The following is a 16,275-nucleotide window of genomic DNA, read 5'->3' as shown; positions in this document are numbered from 1 at the left end:
TCATAGTGGGGAGGAAATACTCATGCCGAAAATGAAATCGCACCGCGGTGCTTCTAAACGTTTTAAACGTACAGGATCAGGTAAACTCAAACGTTCACACGCTTTCACAAGTCACTTGTTCGGTAACAAATCGACGAAAGCAAAACGTAAGCTCCGTAAGGGTGCTATCGTATCAGCTGGAGACTACAAACGTATTCGCAACATGATTGCGAAGTAATACAGAAGGAATTTAGGAGGGAAACTATATGCCACGCGTAAAAGGCGGTTATACGACTCGTCAACGTCGTAAAAAGCAAATCAAACTTGCCAAAGGTTATTATGGCTCGAAACATATTCTATTTAAAGTAGCAAAACAACAGGTCATGAAGTCACTCATGTACGCATACCGTGACCGTCGTCAAAAGAAACGTGATTTCCGTCGTATTTGGATCACACGTATCAACGCGGCAGCACGTATCAACGGTCTTTCATACAGCCGTATGATGCACGGACTCAAGCTTGCAGGGATCGACATCAACCGTAAGATGCTTGCTGAGCTTGCAGTATCGGATGCACAAGCGTTCGCTTCACTCGCTAACACAGCTAAATCAAAATTGAACGCGTAATCGTTCAATCGAAAGCGCCGAGACTCTATCTCGGCGCTTTCTTTTTTCTCGGAAATTTCTTAAGATGAAGATAAGGAGGACACGCTATGGATCAATCTATCTTGGCCATCGTTGCGTTGGCGCTCATCGCTTTAAACGTCTATACGTATTTCCAGGCGAAGCAGTATACGCACGGCGAAGGGAAGTTCAACGTGTTGTACGCCTATGCCGGAGGAGCCATTGGAGCGTTGTTTGGACTTCATTTGACACGCCAAAAAACGGTTCATGCCCCAAAAAGCATGCAAATACAAGTATTGATTTTAGCAGTGGGCTGGTCTTTAATGATTTTAGTACTGCTTTAAGTGGAGAATAGGAGGAGCAACCGGTGAACTGGACAACATTATTTGATCGGCAACGTGAATTAGATGAGCGGATCAAACAAGAACATCAACTATCCGGCAACCAATTCGATGAACGGTTACTCGCTTTACTCGTCGAACTCGGTGAACTCGCCAATGAGACCCGAAGTTTTAAATTTTGGTCAACGAAAGGCCCGTCGCCTCAAGACGTGATCTTAGAAGAGTACGTTGACGGTATCCATTTCTTACTGTCGCTCGGACTCGCCCTCGGATACGAACGGGAGACGTTCCCGGCAGGCAGCTCGTATCTTGACGCGACTGATGCTTTTTTAGATATCTTTCGAAAAGTGACGAATTTTGGTTTGTCGAAGACAGAAGCGATGTACGAGACGCTGATGGCGGCATATCTCGAACTAGGCTATACGCTAGGTTTCAATGAAGAATTGATTCTGATGGCGTATCTATCGAAGAATGAAGTCAACCATGAGCGACAAAATCAAGGCTACTAATGGAGTCGAAAGGGAGCGATACGAGATGAATGAAACTTTACATATGCTAAAACGACTGACGGATGCGACTGGCGTCCCGGGAAACGAAGGGGAAGTCCGTTCACTCATGCGCGAGTATCTCGAGCCCCACGTCGAATCGTTCGAACAGGATGGTCTTGGTAGTCTGTTCGGCCGTGTGACGGGGAACGGTGAAGGACCGCGTGTCATGATTGCCGGTCATATGGACGAAGTCGGCTTTATGGTCACACGCATCGAAGATAGTGGTTTCCTGCGCTTCCAAGCACTCGGTGGCTGGTGGAACCAAGTATTGCTCGCTCAACGCATGGACGTCGTCACACGCTCTGGAGAGAAAATCCCAGGCGTGATCGGTGCGAAGCCACCGCATGTCCTTCCAGTCGAAGCTCGTAAAAAACCGGTCGAGATCAAAGACATGTTCTTAGATATCGGAGCGACGTCAAAAGAACAAGTCGCCGAGTGGGGAATCCGTCCAGGTGACACGGTCGTGCCGCATTGCGAGTTCACGGTCATGAAAAATGAAGACTTCTTGATGGCGAAGGCATGGGATAACCGAATCGGATGTGCGATCGCGATTGAAGCGGCTAAACGTCTGAAAAATGATGCGCCAGGAACCGTCTTCTCGGGGGCCACGGTTCAAGAGGAAGTCGGATTGCGTGGAGCCGTCACAGCGGCAAACTTGATTAAACCGGACGTCGCGATTGCCGTGGATACGGGTATCCCAGGTGATACGCCAGGTATGACACCGGCAGAAGGCTTGTCAAAACTTGGTGAAGGCGTTCAAGTCATCTTCTTTGATGCGACGACTGTCACGAACCCACGCCTCATCGACTTGATCGTCGAAGTCGCGAAAGCAGAAGACATTAAGTATCAGTTAGATTTGACACCAGGCGGCGGCACCGACGCCGGACGGTTCCATTTATCAGGAGTCGGGATGCCGGCTGTCGCGCTCACGGTTCCAGTCCGTTATTTGCATACGAACGTGTCAATCATTCATAAAGCCGATTATGAAGCGGCCATCGGTCTGGTCGTGGCGCTCACAAAACGGTTAGATAACGAAACGGTTCAATGGTTGAAAGAGGGATAATATGACGAAAATCACGTCTACGAAAAGCGAGACGATTAAGCGTTTGAAGCGCTTGATGACGAAAAAAGGCAGACAAGAGTCTGGGCAATTTTTAGTTGAAGGTGAACACTTGGTCGACGAAGCGATCCGGGCCGGACGACTCGTCCAATTGATTATGGGCGAATCTTATCGTCCGAAAAGTTCATGGCGTCTAGACGAGATGCCGGTGCTCGAACTGTCCGACCATGTCGCCGATCTGTTATCAGAAACAGAGAAGACGCAAGGGGTGTTCGCTGTCGTCAAGATGACGCCAGTCGAACGCAAGATGAAGCATGTGCTCGTCCTTGACCGCATTCAAGATCCGGGTAACCTCGGGACAATGATTCGGACAGCAGACGCGGCCGGCTTTGATACCGTGTTTCTCGGTAAAGGTACGGTCGACCCGTTTAACGCCAAAGTCGTACGGGCGACGCAAGGATCGTTGTTCCATGTGAACATTCAATCGGTCGACTTGCTCGACACGTTGCCGGAACTGAAAAGTTTAGGGTTTCACGTCTATGGGACGGCACTTTCGAAAGCGAAGTCATACGACCAAGTCGCGTTCAACGATCAAGTCGCGCTTGTCATCGGGAATGAAGCGCAAGGCGTCCATGACGACGTGCTCGCCCTTTGTGACACACGTGTCCACATTCCTGTAATCGGAGAAGCCGAATCATTGAACGCGGCAGTCGCCGCCGGTATTCTCATGTATCGCATCGCGCTACAATAATCTTGTCACCGCTTGAGAATCGTGATAGTTTAGAAACATCGAACAATATAGGTAAGACGTTGAAAGAGCATAGTACGCGAACCCCCGAACGAGCACAGGGAGCATCGGCCTAGATTGAGAGCCGATGCCGAGGTCGGCGCTGAATTCACTCTGGAGTCGTGTTGGAGACAACACCGAACTGGCATCCCGATACCGATGCTCTCAAGTGGGCCTGATCGGCCAAGTAGGGTGGTACCGCGTTTATTCGTCCCTTCAGTCATCGACTGAAGGGACTTTTTTTGTAGAGGAGGAAACATTGATGAAAGAACAGTTAGAACAATTACAACGTGAGGCCCTTCAAGAAATTGAAACGGCGTCATCACAAAAAACGTTGAACGACGTCCGGATTAAGTATTTAGGTAAAAAAGGCCCGATGACCGAAGTATTGCGCGGGATGGGCAAGTTGTCCGCCGAAGAGCGCCCGGTCGTCGGTGAACTCGCCAACACGGTGCGAACGACGATTCAAGAGGTGTTAGAGGCACGGATCGAGGACGTGAAGGCGGTCGAGCTCGAAGCGAAACTCGCTGCCGAGACAATCGATGTCACGCTCCCTGGTCGAACGGCACTTCCGGGACATAGCCACTTGCTGCAACAAATCGTCGACGAGATGGAAGACTTGTTCGTCGGTCTCGGGTATACGATTGCCGAAGGCCCAGAAGTCGAAACCGATCTGTACAACTTTGAAATGTTGAACTTGCCGAAAGATCATCCGGCACGTGACATGCAGGACTCGTTCTACATCACGGACGAGACGCTGCTGCGGACGCATACGTCGCCGGTGCAAGCACGGACGATGCTCGAAGCGGACGGGAAACCGATTCGCATCATTTGTCCGGGCAAAGTGTACCGTCGTGACGAAGATGATGCGACCCATTCACACCAGTTCATGCAAATCGAGGGACTCGTCGTCGATGAGCATATCTCGATGGCCGACTTGAAAGGCACGCTTGAAGTGTTCGTCAAGCAACTGTTCGGCGAGACACGAGAAATCCGGCTTCGTCCAAGCTTCTTCCCATTCACAGAGCCGTCCGTTGAAGTCGATATCTCATGCTTCAAGTGTGGCGGCAAAGGCTGTAACGTCTGTAAAGGGACAGGGTGGATTGAAATTCTTGGAGGCGGGATGGTCCATCCGCGCGTCCTCGAGATGGCAGGCTATGACGCGACGAAAATGTCTGGCTTTGCTTTCGGGATCGGTGTCGAACGGATGGCGATGCTCAAACACGGTGTCGATGATATTCGTCACTTCTATACAAACGACTTACGTTTCATCGAGCAATTCTAAGGAGGATCATACATGTTATTATCGAAAAAATGGTTGAACCAATATATCGACGTCTCAGACTTGAGCGGGCAAGCGTTAGGCGATTTGATCACGAAAAACGGGATTGAAGTCGAGAGCGTGACAGACCGCTCTGAAGGATTGAAAGGTCTTGTCGTCGGACACGTCCTTTCATGCGCGAAACATCCAGAGGCTGACAAGTTGAACGTGACAACGGTCGACGTCGGTGACGACAGCCCTGTCCAAATCGTCTGTGGAGCACCGAACGTCGCGGCTGGACAACATGTCATCGTCGCAAAAGTCGGCGCAAGACTACCTGGCCTTAAAATCAAAAAAGCAAAACTTCGTGGCGTCGAGTCGCAAGGCATGATCTGTTCGCTCGAAGAACTCGGTTTCGAGAAAAAACAGATTCGCGAAGACGAACAGGACGGCATCCATACGTTCCGGGAAGAAGTTGAAGTCGGAGCGGATGTCATCAGCTTGCTCGATCTCGATGACGAAGTGATTGAACTCGGATTGACGCCGAACCGTTCGGACTGCCTTAGCCTATACGGCATCATTCATGAAGTCGCGGCGATTTTAGAACGCCCGTATACGTTGCCAGCAGCCGATGTCGAAACGGATACGCCGAACGACGTGTCTGTGCGACTCGAGACAGACAACTGCACGTACTACGCGACGCGTCGCGTCGACGGGGTAACGATTGGCGAGTCGCCACAGTGGTTGAAAAACGTCTTGATCGCGGAAGGTGTGCGCCCGATCAATAACGTGGTCGATGTGACGAACTACGTCATGCTCGAACTCGGTCAACCGCTCCATGCGTTTGACACGTCTAAGCTCGGCCGTACCATTTTGGTTCGCCAAGCCCAGGACGGAGAAGAAATCGTCACACTTGACGATGCGACGCGCACACTCGATTCGTCGATGATGGTCATTACCGATGGACAACATCCGGTCGCAATCGCTGGAGTGATGGGCGGAGCGAATACCGAAGTCGACGCGACGACGACGAGCATCATCCTGGAGTCGGCTTACTTCACGCCGGCCTCGGTCCGCAAGACGAGCCGCACGCTCGGTCTTCGTTCTGATTCAAGCGCCCGTTTCGAAAAAGGAGTCGATCCGGAACGTTTACTCCTCGCGCTTGACCGTGCCGCTGCATTGATCGTCAACGTAAGCGGCGGAACAATCAGTGAGCCGGTCATCGCCGGAAGCAAAGCGTCCGACGCCCGCACGATTGACGTGTCGATCGATTATATTAACCACCGACTCGGGATGGACCTCGACCAAACGACGATCAAACATATTCTAAAGCGGCTCGGGTTAGACGTGACAGGAGACGAAACGTTGACGGTTCACGTCCCGTCGCGGCGACCGGACCTAGAAGTGCCGGCTGATATTACGGAAGAAGTGGCGCGACTATACGGATACGACAGCCTTCCATCGACACTCCCGGCGTCGCAGTCGAAAGGCTACCTGCCAAAAGACAACGTACTCCGTCGTCAAGTGCGCCGCGTCCTTCAAGGAACGGGCTTGTCACAAGCGATCACGTACTCGCTCACGAGCGAGCTTCATGCATCACGGTTCGACGGTGAGGGAGCGACGACAGTCCGACTCGCCATGCCGATGAGCGAGGAGCGTTCGGTGTTACGGACATCACTCGTTCCGGGATTGCTTGAAGCGGCCCGTTATAACACGGCGCGTCAACAAGCGAACGTCCGTCTATTTGAGACAGGACGGGTGTACGTAGAGCACGGAGAAACGTTGCCACGCGAAACGGAACGCGTCGCGGGCGTAGTGACAGGACTTTGGTACGATCACCGTTCGCAAGGAACACGCATCCCGGTCGATTACTTCGTCGCGAAAGGCATCGTCGATACACTGATGCGTTCGCAACGCATCGACGTGACGTACGAAGCGGCCGTCATTTCAGACATGCACCCTGGCCGCACGGCGAACGTTCTCGTCGCGGGGAACGTCATCGGATACGTCGGGCAAGTCCATCCGGCCGTATCGAAAGACGTATACGGCTTGAAAGAAGTTTACGTCTTCGAGCTCGACCTTGGCGCATTGAAGTCTGAAGCGATGCTCGTCTATCAAGACGTACCACGTTACCCATCGATTTCGCGAGATCTTGCGCTCGTATTGAAGCGTGACATTCCGGCCGGTCAAGTCGAGGCGACGATCAGACAAGCGGCGGGTCCGCTCTTGATCGAGCTTGCTCTGTTCGACGTCTACACGGGCGATAACGTCGGTGAAGCGGAGAAGTCGATTGCCTTCTCGCTCAAATATCAAGATCCGACGCGGACACTTCTTGATGAAGAAGTGACAGCGTCGTATGATGCAATCATCGAAGCAGTCAAAACCAAATACGGCGCAGAAGTACGCGCTTAACAGACAACAGCGATTCCCTTTATTGTGGGAATCGCTGTTTTTAGAATTCATTGAACTTCAAGCGCCAAGTCACCGAACTTCGTCCAACCGACGAGGCAAGTCACTTTGTAAAGAAGGAACGTGATGACAGCCGGTAGGATGACGCCGGTGCCGACGAAGACGAGAAACGCTTCCATACCCTGTGCGGCAAGGATATTGAGCGGGGCGATCATTGAGTTCAAGCCGAGCCCGGCAATCTCATACGGCACCTCGAGTGAGAACCAAAGCGTCGCGATCGGAGCGCTGATCATGGCGGCGATGAACGGCGGCATGACGACCCGTGGATTTTTGACGACGTTCGGGAACTGGACTTTCGGTGTGACGAAAAACGATGCGACCAAGCCGCCGGGGTCGGTTTGGCGATAAGCCATGAGCGTGAAGCCGACGAATTGGGCGGTGCAGCCGATCAAGGCAGCAGCACTCGCGACCGGGTCGAGCTGAAGCGCGATCGCAAGCGCGGCTGATGAGGCAGGTGACATGAGCATGACGCTGAAGACGAGGGCGATGACGAGTGACGTTGCGATCGGTGATGTGTTGACCGACGAAGTGATGCTCGCGCTGATCGAGTTGATGAGCGGTGTCGTGACGGCAGCGGCACCGACACCGACGATGCCTCCGCCGAGCACGGCCGTGACCGGGACGACCATCATATCGAACTTCGTCTTACCGAGGACACGTTTGCCTAACCAGACGGCCGCAGCTGCAGCAATCAAGGCACTGATCGGTTGACCGGGGACGAGGACAAGCCCGCTCTCCGTCGCTTGAAGGGCCGCACCCCCGACGGTCGCCGCAATCATCGAACTGAATAAGATGAGGGTGTTGCCGCCGAGCTGATAGGCGACTCCGGCACCGAGCGCCGGGGCGAGCAGTGACTTCGCGACTTGTCCGATCAAGACGAGCGTCTCGATTCCGGCCATCTTACCGATCGTTTCAATCAAGAGTCCGACCCCGAGTGTGACGAGGACGGCGCTAGCCATCCCTGCTGATATTTTGATCATCCGATCCATTGCGTACTGTTTCACTTCCATCATCTCCTCTATATGTGTTACTCCAATAAAAAAACCTATCCTGATTGGATAGGCGCGTCGGTCATACCATGAGCGCCTCGTCCGAAACCATCGAAACAAGGGCCCAAAAATTCGTCTCGGTCAGCGAGTCGATTTTTCAGTCCCTCAGTCGAATAATAATCAGTAGGCCGTTATGTAATGGTGTACGCATCGTCGCCAGCTCCTCTGTTCAAGATTTTTCTAAGAGTAACACGATATTTTTCAATAATCAATATTTTCTGAAAACTTTCTGAAAAATATTTTTTCCACAGACGAAAACAGAGACCCGCTTCCGTTTAAGGAAGTGAGTCTCTGTTTAACGGTATAGACTTAAGACGTACTGGCTGCCAGTAAACCGACTTGTTGATCGATGAAGTCCATTGAAATGGAATTGAACGTATCGGGTTGATCGACGTTGACGACATGCCCCGAATCGTGGACGACTTGGACGTGTGCTGTCGGTTGATGCTTCGCCGTTCGTTCGACGGCCTCAAGGAACATGTAATCCTCGTCGCCCATAATGTAGAGGATGGGGACGGATGTTTGGATTGAAGTGAAGTGACGCAGCAGCGGATTCATGTTTTCCGTCATCTTGAACCAACGGATGAACTCGCGTTGGCACAAATTGGCCGCGTCGCGCACGAACATCATCCGCGATTTTTTATGCCGTTTCTTCGGCAACAAGATCCAAGCGAATAGTTGATACAGCCACATGTAAGGCACGAAACTTTGCATGAGGCTGCCGAGCCGGATGAGTAAGGTCGAGCGGACGTTGAACTTGACGATCGCACCACCTAAGACGACAGAGGCGATGCGGTCGGGGTGATGCTCGAACATCGCTTGGATGACGATCGTCCCGAGCGATAGCCCGACCATATGGCCTTTTTCAATATTTAAATAGTTCATCACTTCGACGACGTCTTCGACGACGACATCGAGCGTGTAGGCGTTGAGTGGTTGATTCAAAGATTGTTCTTCGTTATATGAGCCGCCATGACCGCGGAGGTCGAGCAGCAAGACGTTATATTTCTTTCGAAATGGACGAATTTGACGATACCAGTGAGATAGACTCCCGCCTGCGCCATGTATGAAGATGACCCAAGGATGGTCGTCGCTTAATGTGTACGTTTTATAATGCAACATGAACGCTATCCCCCAAAAGTTTTTAAGTTCATTGAACCATAAAATAAATATAACATATCTTTGAAGTGAGAACTATCGTTTCTGCTCGCATAAACGCATCGCTTTTTTCGTGTTCGCGAAGTGAACTTTAGCGATATCGTTCAAACGTTCTTGACCGTAGCGAAGGATCAAGGTCGCGGCCACTTGATCGACTTTCGCTCCGGCCCCTTTCGGTAACGTGACACCGAGTGTCGCGCTCAATTTGTCCATCTCTTTCAAGAAAAAAGCGCGGGCGAGGATCGAGGCCGCGGCGACGGCGACGTGGAGGCCTTCCGCTTTCGTCGAGAAGTAGACATCGTCTTTGACGATATCGGTCTCAGAACTCAAATGTCTGTAGTAGACGGCTTTTTCAGCGAACTGGTCGATTAGAATCGCTTCTGGCGTCTCGTCTAACTTTTTCAAGAGCGCCGACAACGCCGCGTTGTGGGCGATCGCAGTCATCTTCCCTTGCGTCATCGTCCGTTGCATTTTGTTGTACGTCGGGTTGTGCAGCGTCGCTTTTTGGTAGGGAATCGTGACGTGCAAATCTTTAGCGATGCGTAAAATATCTTTATCGGTAAGCAATTTAGAATCTTTGACGCCGAGTTCTTTGACGAGGGCAATCTTTTCCTTCGGGACGTAGGCGGCGACGACGACGAGCGGACCGAAATAATCGCCTTTCCCGACTTCATCGCTCCCGATGACGGACCAATCGGAAAAACCGGCCGGTAACGTATGTTTTGGAACGGACGTTTCCTTTTTGATGGAATCTCCCCATTTGGCCGCCTCTTCATCCGCAGCCCGACCTTGAAACATGACTTTTCCCGAATTGTACACGGTGATCACACATTGGGGCGTCTTGGCACTGAAGCGAGCGTGTGGTGGCGGATTGACCGCGTGAGCGCGATAGCTCTGGATTAATTGTTCTTGAGCCGCGGTCGATAGTTTGATGACTTGATTGCCCAAAGTGAGCACTTCCTTTCTTAACGTTCGCAAATTTATCTTACATTTTTTTCGCGCATTTTGAAACCAATGATTCAATTGATACGTATGAATGAGTGAGTAGAAAAGAAGTGAGGTGAGACGGAGATGTGGTGGCGCGATGACACGGACCAAGATGAGGCAGAGTTCCTCTATAAACATATTCTCGAGCTCGAGGCCAGGATCGCCAAACTGGTTGCCCATCAAGTCAGGGTGCGTCGCCTGCTGATGCAAGAGTCGTCGGAGGCGGCGACAGAGCAGATTATTACGTTACAGGGCGAAGTCGATCACTATTTAAAACTACTGCGTCAGGAACGGCTCGAAGAGGTTGACCGGTATGATCGGTTAAACCTTGAACGAACGCTTGGTCGCGTGCGGAAGGCGGTACAGTATCCGACCCGGCCGTTATCGGAATGGGATACGATTGAACAGGCGCTCGCACTTGAAGTCGAACATTTGCGACGTGTGCTCGCATATGAACAACAGCGCCGCACCGAGGAGGGATGGTAATGGAATCGTTAGATCAACTGTACTGGTGGGTACTCATCATTGCCGGTCTCGGTACATTTTTATACATGCTGTTCTCGGACGCGTTCGATTTCTTCGAAGGCTGGTTCAATCCGGCCGTCATCCTCTCTTTCCTGGCGCTCGGGGCAGGGATCGGGTTAATCTTGAACGCGCTCGCCCATGTGTCGCCGATGATCGGTCTCGCGGTGGCGCTCGCCGGCTCATTCGCGCTCACGACGTTACTATACTTGTTCGTCCTCCTACCGCTGTCAAATGCGGAAGAGTCGATTGGTATGACTGATGAGTCGCTCGTCGGACTGGTCGGGCGATTGACCGTCCCCGTCCCGGAAGGCGGTTACGGGGAAGTGCTCGTCGAGTCGGTCGTCGGTTCGATTTTGAAGACGGCGCAAAGTATTGACGGGAAAGCGATTCCGAGTGATCGTCGAGTCGTCATCATCGAAGTACAACGAAATATCGCGGTCGTCATGGAATATGACGAACCCACTATTCGAAAGGAGCAATAATGTATGGACACAACCATTTTAGTCAGTATTATCGTCGGGGTGATTTTGCTCGCCTTGATCTTCGTGTTTGTCTTGAAATATCGTACAGTCGGACCGGATGAGGCGCTCATCGTCACCGGGAGCTACTTAGGTAAAAAGAACGTCCACAGTGATGCTTCCGGTAACCGCGTCAAAATCATTCGCGGCGGCGGGGCGTTCGTCTTGCCAGTATTCCAACAAGCGGAACCGCTCAGTTTGCTCTCGAGCAAGCTCGAAGTAACGACGCCTGAAGTGTATACCGAGCAAGGAGTCCCGGTCATGGCTGACGGGACGGCCATCATTAAAATCGGTGGCTCAATCAGTGAGATTGCGACAGCGGCCGAACAATTCCTCGGCAAACCGAAAATCGAGCGTGAGAACGAGGCGAAAGAAGTGCTCGAGGGTCACCTTCGTTCAATCCTCGGTTCGATGACAGTCGAAGAGATTTATAAAAACCGCGACAAGTTCTCGCAAGAAGTGCAACGTGTCGCCTCGCAAGATTTAGCGAAGATGGGCCTCGTCATCGTCTCGTTCACGATTAAAGACGTACGGGATAAGAACGGATACCTCGAGTCGCTCGGGAAGCCACGGATCGCCCAAGTAAAACGTGACGCCGACATCGCCACGGCTGAAGCGGATAAAGAAACGCGCATCAAACAAGCGGAAGCGATGAAGGACGCGAGGAAAGCGGAGCTTGAACGAAACTCTGAAATCGCAGAAGCGGAAAAAGAGAACCAACTCCGCATCGCCGACTACCGCCGCGAGCAAGATGTCGCTAAAGCACGGGCTGACCAATCGTACGAGCTTGAAGAAGCCAAGGCCAAACAAGAAGTCACAGAGCAACAGATGCAAGTTCAAATCATCGAGCGTCAAAAGCAAATCGAGCTCGAAGAGAAAGAAATCATGCGTCGTGAAAAGCAATATGATTCAGAAGTGAAGAAAAAAGCCGACGCCGACCGCTATGCGATTGAACAGGCTGCGGAAGCTGATAAAGCGCGTCAAATCGCCGCAGCAGATGCCGGGAAGTACCGCATCGAGGCCGAGGCGAAAGCCGATGCCGAACGCGTCCGTCTCGCTGGTGTCGCCGAAGCCGATGCTGAACGGGCGAAAGGGGAAGCAGAGGCTGATATTATTCGTCTTACTGGTCTCGCCGAAGCCGAAGCGAAACAAAAGATCGCCGAGGCGTTCGAACAGTACGGTCAAGCCGCCATTCTCGACATGGTCGTCAAGATGCTTCCTGACTACGCGAAGCAAATTGCGGCACCGCTCGGTAACATCGACCAAATCACGGTCGTCGATACGGGTAGTGGTAAAGACGGGGGAGCCGGGAAAGTCACGGGTTACGCGACTGATTTGATGGCTTCACTGCAGCAGACGCTCAAAGCGTCGTCTGGCATCGATATGAAAGACTTGCTTGATAATTTTGCCGGAAAAGGCAATGTGCCGACCTCACCGACTGCTGAACGGAAGTTGACGGAAACGACCGTCGCGGCGTCAGAAGAATAAGTTGAATCAACAAGGCTGCAGGCAATCGTCTGCAGCCTTGTTTGTCGTGACGTCGTTCAAATTATTGCCCTAAGTTTTAAAAGGTTTGACTTCAAACCCGGTGTAAATCAGACGATACATGAGATGTCAGACCATTAGAGAGAGGAAGTACATGTTATGAACAAAACAATTATAATCGGCGCATTGACGACTTGTATCGTTTGGCTATCCGGGTGTCAGTCTGTCATCGATCAGCCCGAACAGACGGTCGAACCTCGCCAATCGATGGGTGTCGTCCTGTCTGACGTTGGTCTCGGGGACCAATCGTTCAGTGACGCTGCGATGCGTGGCATGGGGCAGTTACGAGAGACGGGAGATTGGTTCGTCGATTATCGAGAATTGGACGAGACTGAAACATACAAAGCAGGATTTGAGCAATTGGTCGAAGGTGGACACGATGTGGTCGTCGGTCTCGGTTTCGCGAGTCAAACCGATCTAGAAACGGTGGCTTCAAAGCACCCAGATCAACAATTTGCCTTAGTCGACGCGGTATCGACGTTACCAAACGTCATCTCGGTCACGTTCGAAGAGACAGAAGGCAGCGCGTTGGCCGGTGCGGTCGCGGGACTTGAAACCGAGTCCGATAAAATCGGATTCATCGGAGGAGTCGACAACGAGTTGATCCAGAAATTTGGAACCGGGTTCGAGTTAGGGGCGAAAAGCGTGAACGAGGACGTTGAAATGATCGTCGACTACGCGAATGATTTCGCCTCGCCTGAGATTGGACGGAAATTGGCGGAAAAACAGATTGCCGCAGGGGCCGACGTGCTTTACGCTGCGGCCGGTCTGACCGGTGTCGGTGTACTCGAGACGGCTGAAAGAAACGGGATCAAGGCGATCGGCGTCGACAGCGATCAATCGATGATCGCACCCGATGCGGTCATCACGTCGATGTTAAAGCAAGTCGACTTGGCCATCGTCAAGATCGCGGACAGTCTTCAAACAGAAGCAATCAACGACCATATCGAACTCGGAATCGAAGAGGGCGGTATCGGGCTAGCAGCGCTGCGCCGTGTGCAATGGACCGATGAAGAGACAGAGCAGTTTGAAGCGGTTCAGAAACGGTTGCTGGAGGGGACGTTACAATGACTTTACGCAAACGCTTTATCTTCTCGACCGTATTCACGGTCTTACTCATCGTCTTGATGATGAGTTATGTATTGACGACGTTGAACCGGTTGCAGACGTACAATGAGCAATACGGAACCCAGATGATCGAGTTATCTCAACTCGAGACGTCACTTTTGCAAGAACAATCCCTTTGGACGTCGCTCGGTGAACAGATGAGTCAATCGACACTGACGCAGCTCGAGCGGATTCGTGCCACGAACACGGAGACGTTCCAAGAGATGAATCAAACCTATTTGATCGATGAGTTTTCAACTCACCTTGACCGAGCCACAGCCAAATATGAGCGCATTGGAGCAAATATTGAAACGGCTCAAGCAGGCGGCATTGCTGCCCGGATTCAAGCGGCGAAACTAGAAGGGGTCTTGAACGACGTGAACACGTTGTTGTTAAAAAACGGAACGTTTTACGAGGCGTTGCAAAAAGAAGCGGCCGACGAGACGAAGCGCCTGTTCCTCGTCTCAATTTTGTTGACGGTGTTCGTCGTCACGGTGTTAAGCCTGTACAACTTCTTCTTCGCCCGCTCGATCACACTTCCGCTCGAACGGAACGTGAAAGCAGCCGAGGCGATCGCGGCCGGGCACTTGATCACGTTGCCGGATTCAACGCGACGCGATGAGATCGGCCGACTAGAACGCGCCATGCGAGATATGACGGCGTCGCTTCAAACCGTGATCGGCTCGATCCGGGTCACGTCGGTCAAAGTGAATGAGATGACAGAGACGGCCGCCGCTGAAAATGAAGCAGTCGCGAGTACGACGTCAAACATCACGAACGCGGTCGATGAGATGGCGAACGGGGCCCAATCGATCGCGACTGAACTTCAAGAGACGCTCGAGTCGGTCGGGATCATGGCGACATCGTTCGAGACGAGCTTGAACCAGACGAAACAAACGACCGAAGAGACGACCGAGATGACGCGCGAAGTGGCGGCCGGAATCGAGACGTTGACGGATCAAGAACATATTCTACGGCGCTCGAGCGAGCGGAATCAATCGCTCGTCGAACGGATGGACCAGTTCGCGAGAAAAACAGAAGAAATCGAGAAGATGGCAAAACTTGTCGAAGACGTTGCCGCCCAGACGAATTTACTTGCCTTGAACGCCGCGATTGAAGCCGCACGAGCCGGTGAGGCCGGGCGAGGTTTTGCTGTCGTCGCAAGTGAAGTGAAGAAATTGGCTGAGGAGAGTAATGTGGCGACGCGTTCGATCTTCGGGGTCGTCCAAACGATTCGAGACGAGGTCGGCAATTTGACAGACATGGTCGAAGAGTCGAGCCACGAGCAAACGGCGCAACTTCAAGCATTCGGACTGACGAAGCAAGCGTTCACACGCATCCATGATCGTACCGATCACGTGGCCTCGTTCGTGGGCACGATCGAACAAGAAATGGTCGCTTCGAGCCGTGAAGTCACGAACGTGTTGAAACGCGTCGAAGAAGTGAGCGGTGTGACCGAAGAATTAGCAGCCGGTAACGAAGAAGTCGCCGCCTCGATGAAAGAGCAACAGGCAAGCTTTGATCAAATCTTTGCCTTGATGCAAGAGCTAGAAGGACAAGCCGCCTCACTGGCGAGCCAAGTTCAACATTTTGAAGAGCAATGAGACAAGTTTCGGCTTGTCTCTTTTTTTGCGTTCCGATACGTCATCGATCCGTGGGTGAACGGTCAAGCATTGCGACCGCATCTAGCAACTAGGACTTGAGCGTGCGCCGGCTATTTCTCGCATACTAATGAAGAGACATTCGTTAATGTGGGAGGAACGATATGGAGAAGTGGAAACGGTATGTCGTCGCGTTGCTCGTCATCTTGTTCGTCGGTGTCGGCTTTATGTTCTATTCGAAAGAGCCGGAAACGACGATGGTCGAGGAGTTTACGACGGTGGAGGAAGCAGAGGCGGTCCCGGTGACAGAAGTTGTCGTCTACGTCACGGGAGCGGTCGAAGCGCCCGACACGTATACGATGCCGCAAGGGGCTAGAGTCGGGGACGTCTTGTCTCTCGCCGTGTTGACGGACGAAGCTGACCCTGAACAGCTTAATTTAGCCCAATTGCTCGTAGACGGCACTAAAATCACGGTACCGAAACAAGGAGAGGCCGTTGCAGTCCCGGAAACCGATACGACGAACGGCATTCACGTCAACAGTGCGACGAAAGAAGAGTTGATGACCGTCCCCGGGATCGGTCCGGCCAAAGCGGACGCTATTTTGAACTATTTGAAAGAAAACGGTCCATTTAAATCGTACGACGAGCTCGGGAACGTCAAAGGGTTCGGTGAGAAAACGCTCGAGAGCATGGAAGGCTATTTGTTGGTCCCGTGAT

General features: G+C 52.2%; 17 protein-coding genes. 14 read left to right on the top strand and 3 right to left on the bottom strand.

What is annotated here, in order from left to right:
- The first annotated feature begins 22 nt into the window (after positions 1–22).
- From rpmI to pheT, 8 genes are all read left to right on the top strand, one after another.
- Complete coding sequence (rpmI, locus tag EVJ21_RS09670) at positions 23–217, top strand: 50S ribosomal protein L35 (RefSeq protein ID WP_016508031.1); 195 nt, start codon at positions 23–25, stop codon at positions 215–217.
- Positions 218–245: 28 nt separating this feature from the next.
- The gene (rplT, locus tag EVJ21_RS09665) at positions 246–605 is read left to right on the top strand and encodes a 50S ribosomal protein L20 (RefSeq protein ID WP_016508086.1); all 360 of its coding nucleotides are present in this window, start codon (positions 246–248) and stop codon (positions 603–605) included.
- An 86-nt stretch (positions 606–691) separates the two neighbouring features.
- The gene (locus EVJ21_RS09660; RefSeq protein WP_070326953.1) at positions 692–946 is read left to right on the top strand and encodes a hypothetical protein; all 255 of its coding nucleotides are present in this window, start codon (positions 692–694) and stop codon (positions 944–946) included.
- A gap of 23 nt (positions 947–969) precedes the next feature.
- Positions 970–1,452: a dUTP diphosphatase gene (locus EVJ21_RS09655; RefSeq protein WP_070326954.1), complete on the top strand. Its 483-nt coding sequence runs from the start codon at positions 970–972 to the stop codon at positions 1,450–1,452.
- Between the two features lie 25 nt (positions 1,453–1,477).
- Entirely contained in the window at positions 1,478–2,554 is a 1,077-nt protein-coding gene (locus EVJ21_RS09650; RefSeq protein WP_131490399.1) for a M42 family metallopeptidase, read from the top strand.
- A 1-nt stretch (position 2,555) separates the two neighbouring features.
- A complete protein-coding gene (locus tag EVJ21_RS09645) occupies positions 2,556–3,302 on the top strand; it encodes a TrmH family RNA methyltransferase (protein WP_070326956.1) in 747 nt (248 codons plus the stop codon).
- Positions 3,303–3,600: 298 nt separating this feature from the next.
- Positions 3,601–4,623, top strand: a complete 1,023-nt coding sequence (gene pheS / locus EVJ21_RS09640) for a phenylalanine--tRNA ligase subunit alpha (RefSeq protein ID WP_070326957.1) — start codon at positions 3,601–3,603, stop codon at positions 4,621–4,623.
- Positions 4,624–4,635: 12 nt separating this feature from the next.
- On the top strand, positions 4,636–7,011 hold the full coding sequence (gene pheT / locus EVJ21_RS09635; RefSeq protein ID WP_131463829.1) for a phenylalanine--tRNA ligase subunit beta: 2,376 nt from the start codon (positions 4,636–4,638) through the stop codon (positions 7,009–7,011).
- A 47-nt stretch (positions 7,012–7,058) separates the two neighbouring features.
- On the opposite strand, the gene EVJ21_RS09630 is transcribed toward pheT, so the two are convergent.
- The 3 genes from EVJ21_RS09630 to rnhC all read right to left on the bottom strand — a co-directional run bounded on the left by EVJ21_RS09630 (position 7,059) and on the right by rnhC (position 10,223).
- Positions 7,059–8,081, bottom strand: coding sequence for a PTS sugar transporter subunit IIC (locus EVJ21_RS09630; RefSeq protein WP_070326959.1), 1,023 nt, complete (start codon positions 8,079–8,081; stop codon positions 7,059–7,061).
- A 345-nt stretch (positions 8,082–8,426) separates the two neighbouring features.
- Positions 8,427–9,239 carry an alpha/beta fold hydrolase gene (locus tag EVJ21_RS09625; RefSeq protein WP_070326960.1) on the bottom strand — a complete coding sequence of 271 codons (813 nt, stop codon included), beginning with the start codon at positions 9,237–9,239 and terminating at the stop codon, positions 8,427–8,429.
- A gap of 72 nt (positions 9,240–9,311) precedes the next feature.
- Positions 9,312–10,223, bottom strand: a complete 912-nt coding sequence (gene rnhC, locus EVJ21_RS09620; protein WP_131490398.1) for a ribonuclease HIII — start codon at positions 10,221–10,223, stop codon at positions 9,312–9,314.
- A 123-nt stretch (positions 10,224–10,346) separates the two neighbouring features.
- Here rnhC and EVJ21_RS09615 point away from each other — a divergent pair, with 123 nt between their 5' ends.
- The 6 genes from EVJ21_RS09615 to EVJ21_RS09590 all read left to right on the top strand — a co-directional run bounded on the left by EVJ21_RS09615 (position 10,347) and on the right by EVJ21_RS09590 (position 16,274).
- Complete coding sequence (locus EVJ21_RS09615; protein ID WP_070326962.1) at positions 10,347–10,748, top strand: hypothetical protein; 402 nt, start codon at positions 10,347–10,349, stop codon at positions 10,746–10,748.
- Positions 10,748–11,269 carry an NfeD family membrane protein gene (locus EVJ21_RS09610; RefSeq protein WP_083273931.1) on the top strand — a complete coding sequence of 174 codons (522 nt, stop codon included), beginning with the start codon at positions 10,748–10,750 and terminating at the stop codon, positions 11,267–11,269. Before EVJ21_RS09615 ends, EVJ21_RS09610 begins: the two co-directional genes overlap by 1 nt.
- A gap of 3 nt (positions 11,270–11,272) precedes the next feature.
- The gene (locus EVJ21_RS09605) at positions 11,273–12,793 is read left to right on the top strand and encodes a flotillin lipid rafts scaffold protein FloT (protein ID WP_070326964.1); all 1,521 of its coding nucleotides are present in this window, start codon (positions 11,273–11,275) and stop codon (positions 12,791–12,793) included.
- A 156-nt stretch (positions 12,794–12,949) separates the two neighbouring features.
- On the top strand, positions 12,950–13,921 hold the full coding sequence (locus tag EVJ21_RS09600) for a BMP family lipoprotein (RefSeq protein WP_131490397.1): 972 nt from the start codon (positions 12,950–12,952) through the stop codon (positions 13,919–13,921).
- A complete protein-coding gene (locus EVJ21_RS09595; protein WP_070326966.1) occupies positions 13,918–15,561 on the top strand; it encodes a methyl-accepting chemotaxis protein in 1,644 nt (547 codons plus the stop codon). The genes EVJ21_RS09600 and EVJ21_RS09595 overlap by 4 nt, the downstream gene beginning before the upstream one ends.
- A gap of 161 nt (positions 15,562–15,722) precedes the next feature.
- Positions 15,723–16,274, top strand: coding sequence for a helix-hairpin-helix domain-containing protein (locus tag EVJ21_RS09590; RefSeq protein WP_131490396.1), 552 nt, complete (start codon positions 15,723–15,725; stop codon positions 16,272–16,274).
- Position 16,275: the final 1 nt, after the last annotated feature.

It is taken from the genome of Exiguobacterium sp. SH0S2 (assembly GCF_004337185.1).
Taxonomy (GTDB): domain Bacteria; phylum Bacillota; class Bacilli; order Exiguobacteriales; family Exiguobacteriaceae; genus Exiguobacterium; species Exiguobacterium aurantiacum_A.
This window is presented reverse-complemented; position numbering and strand designations above follow the sequence as displayed.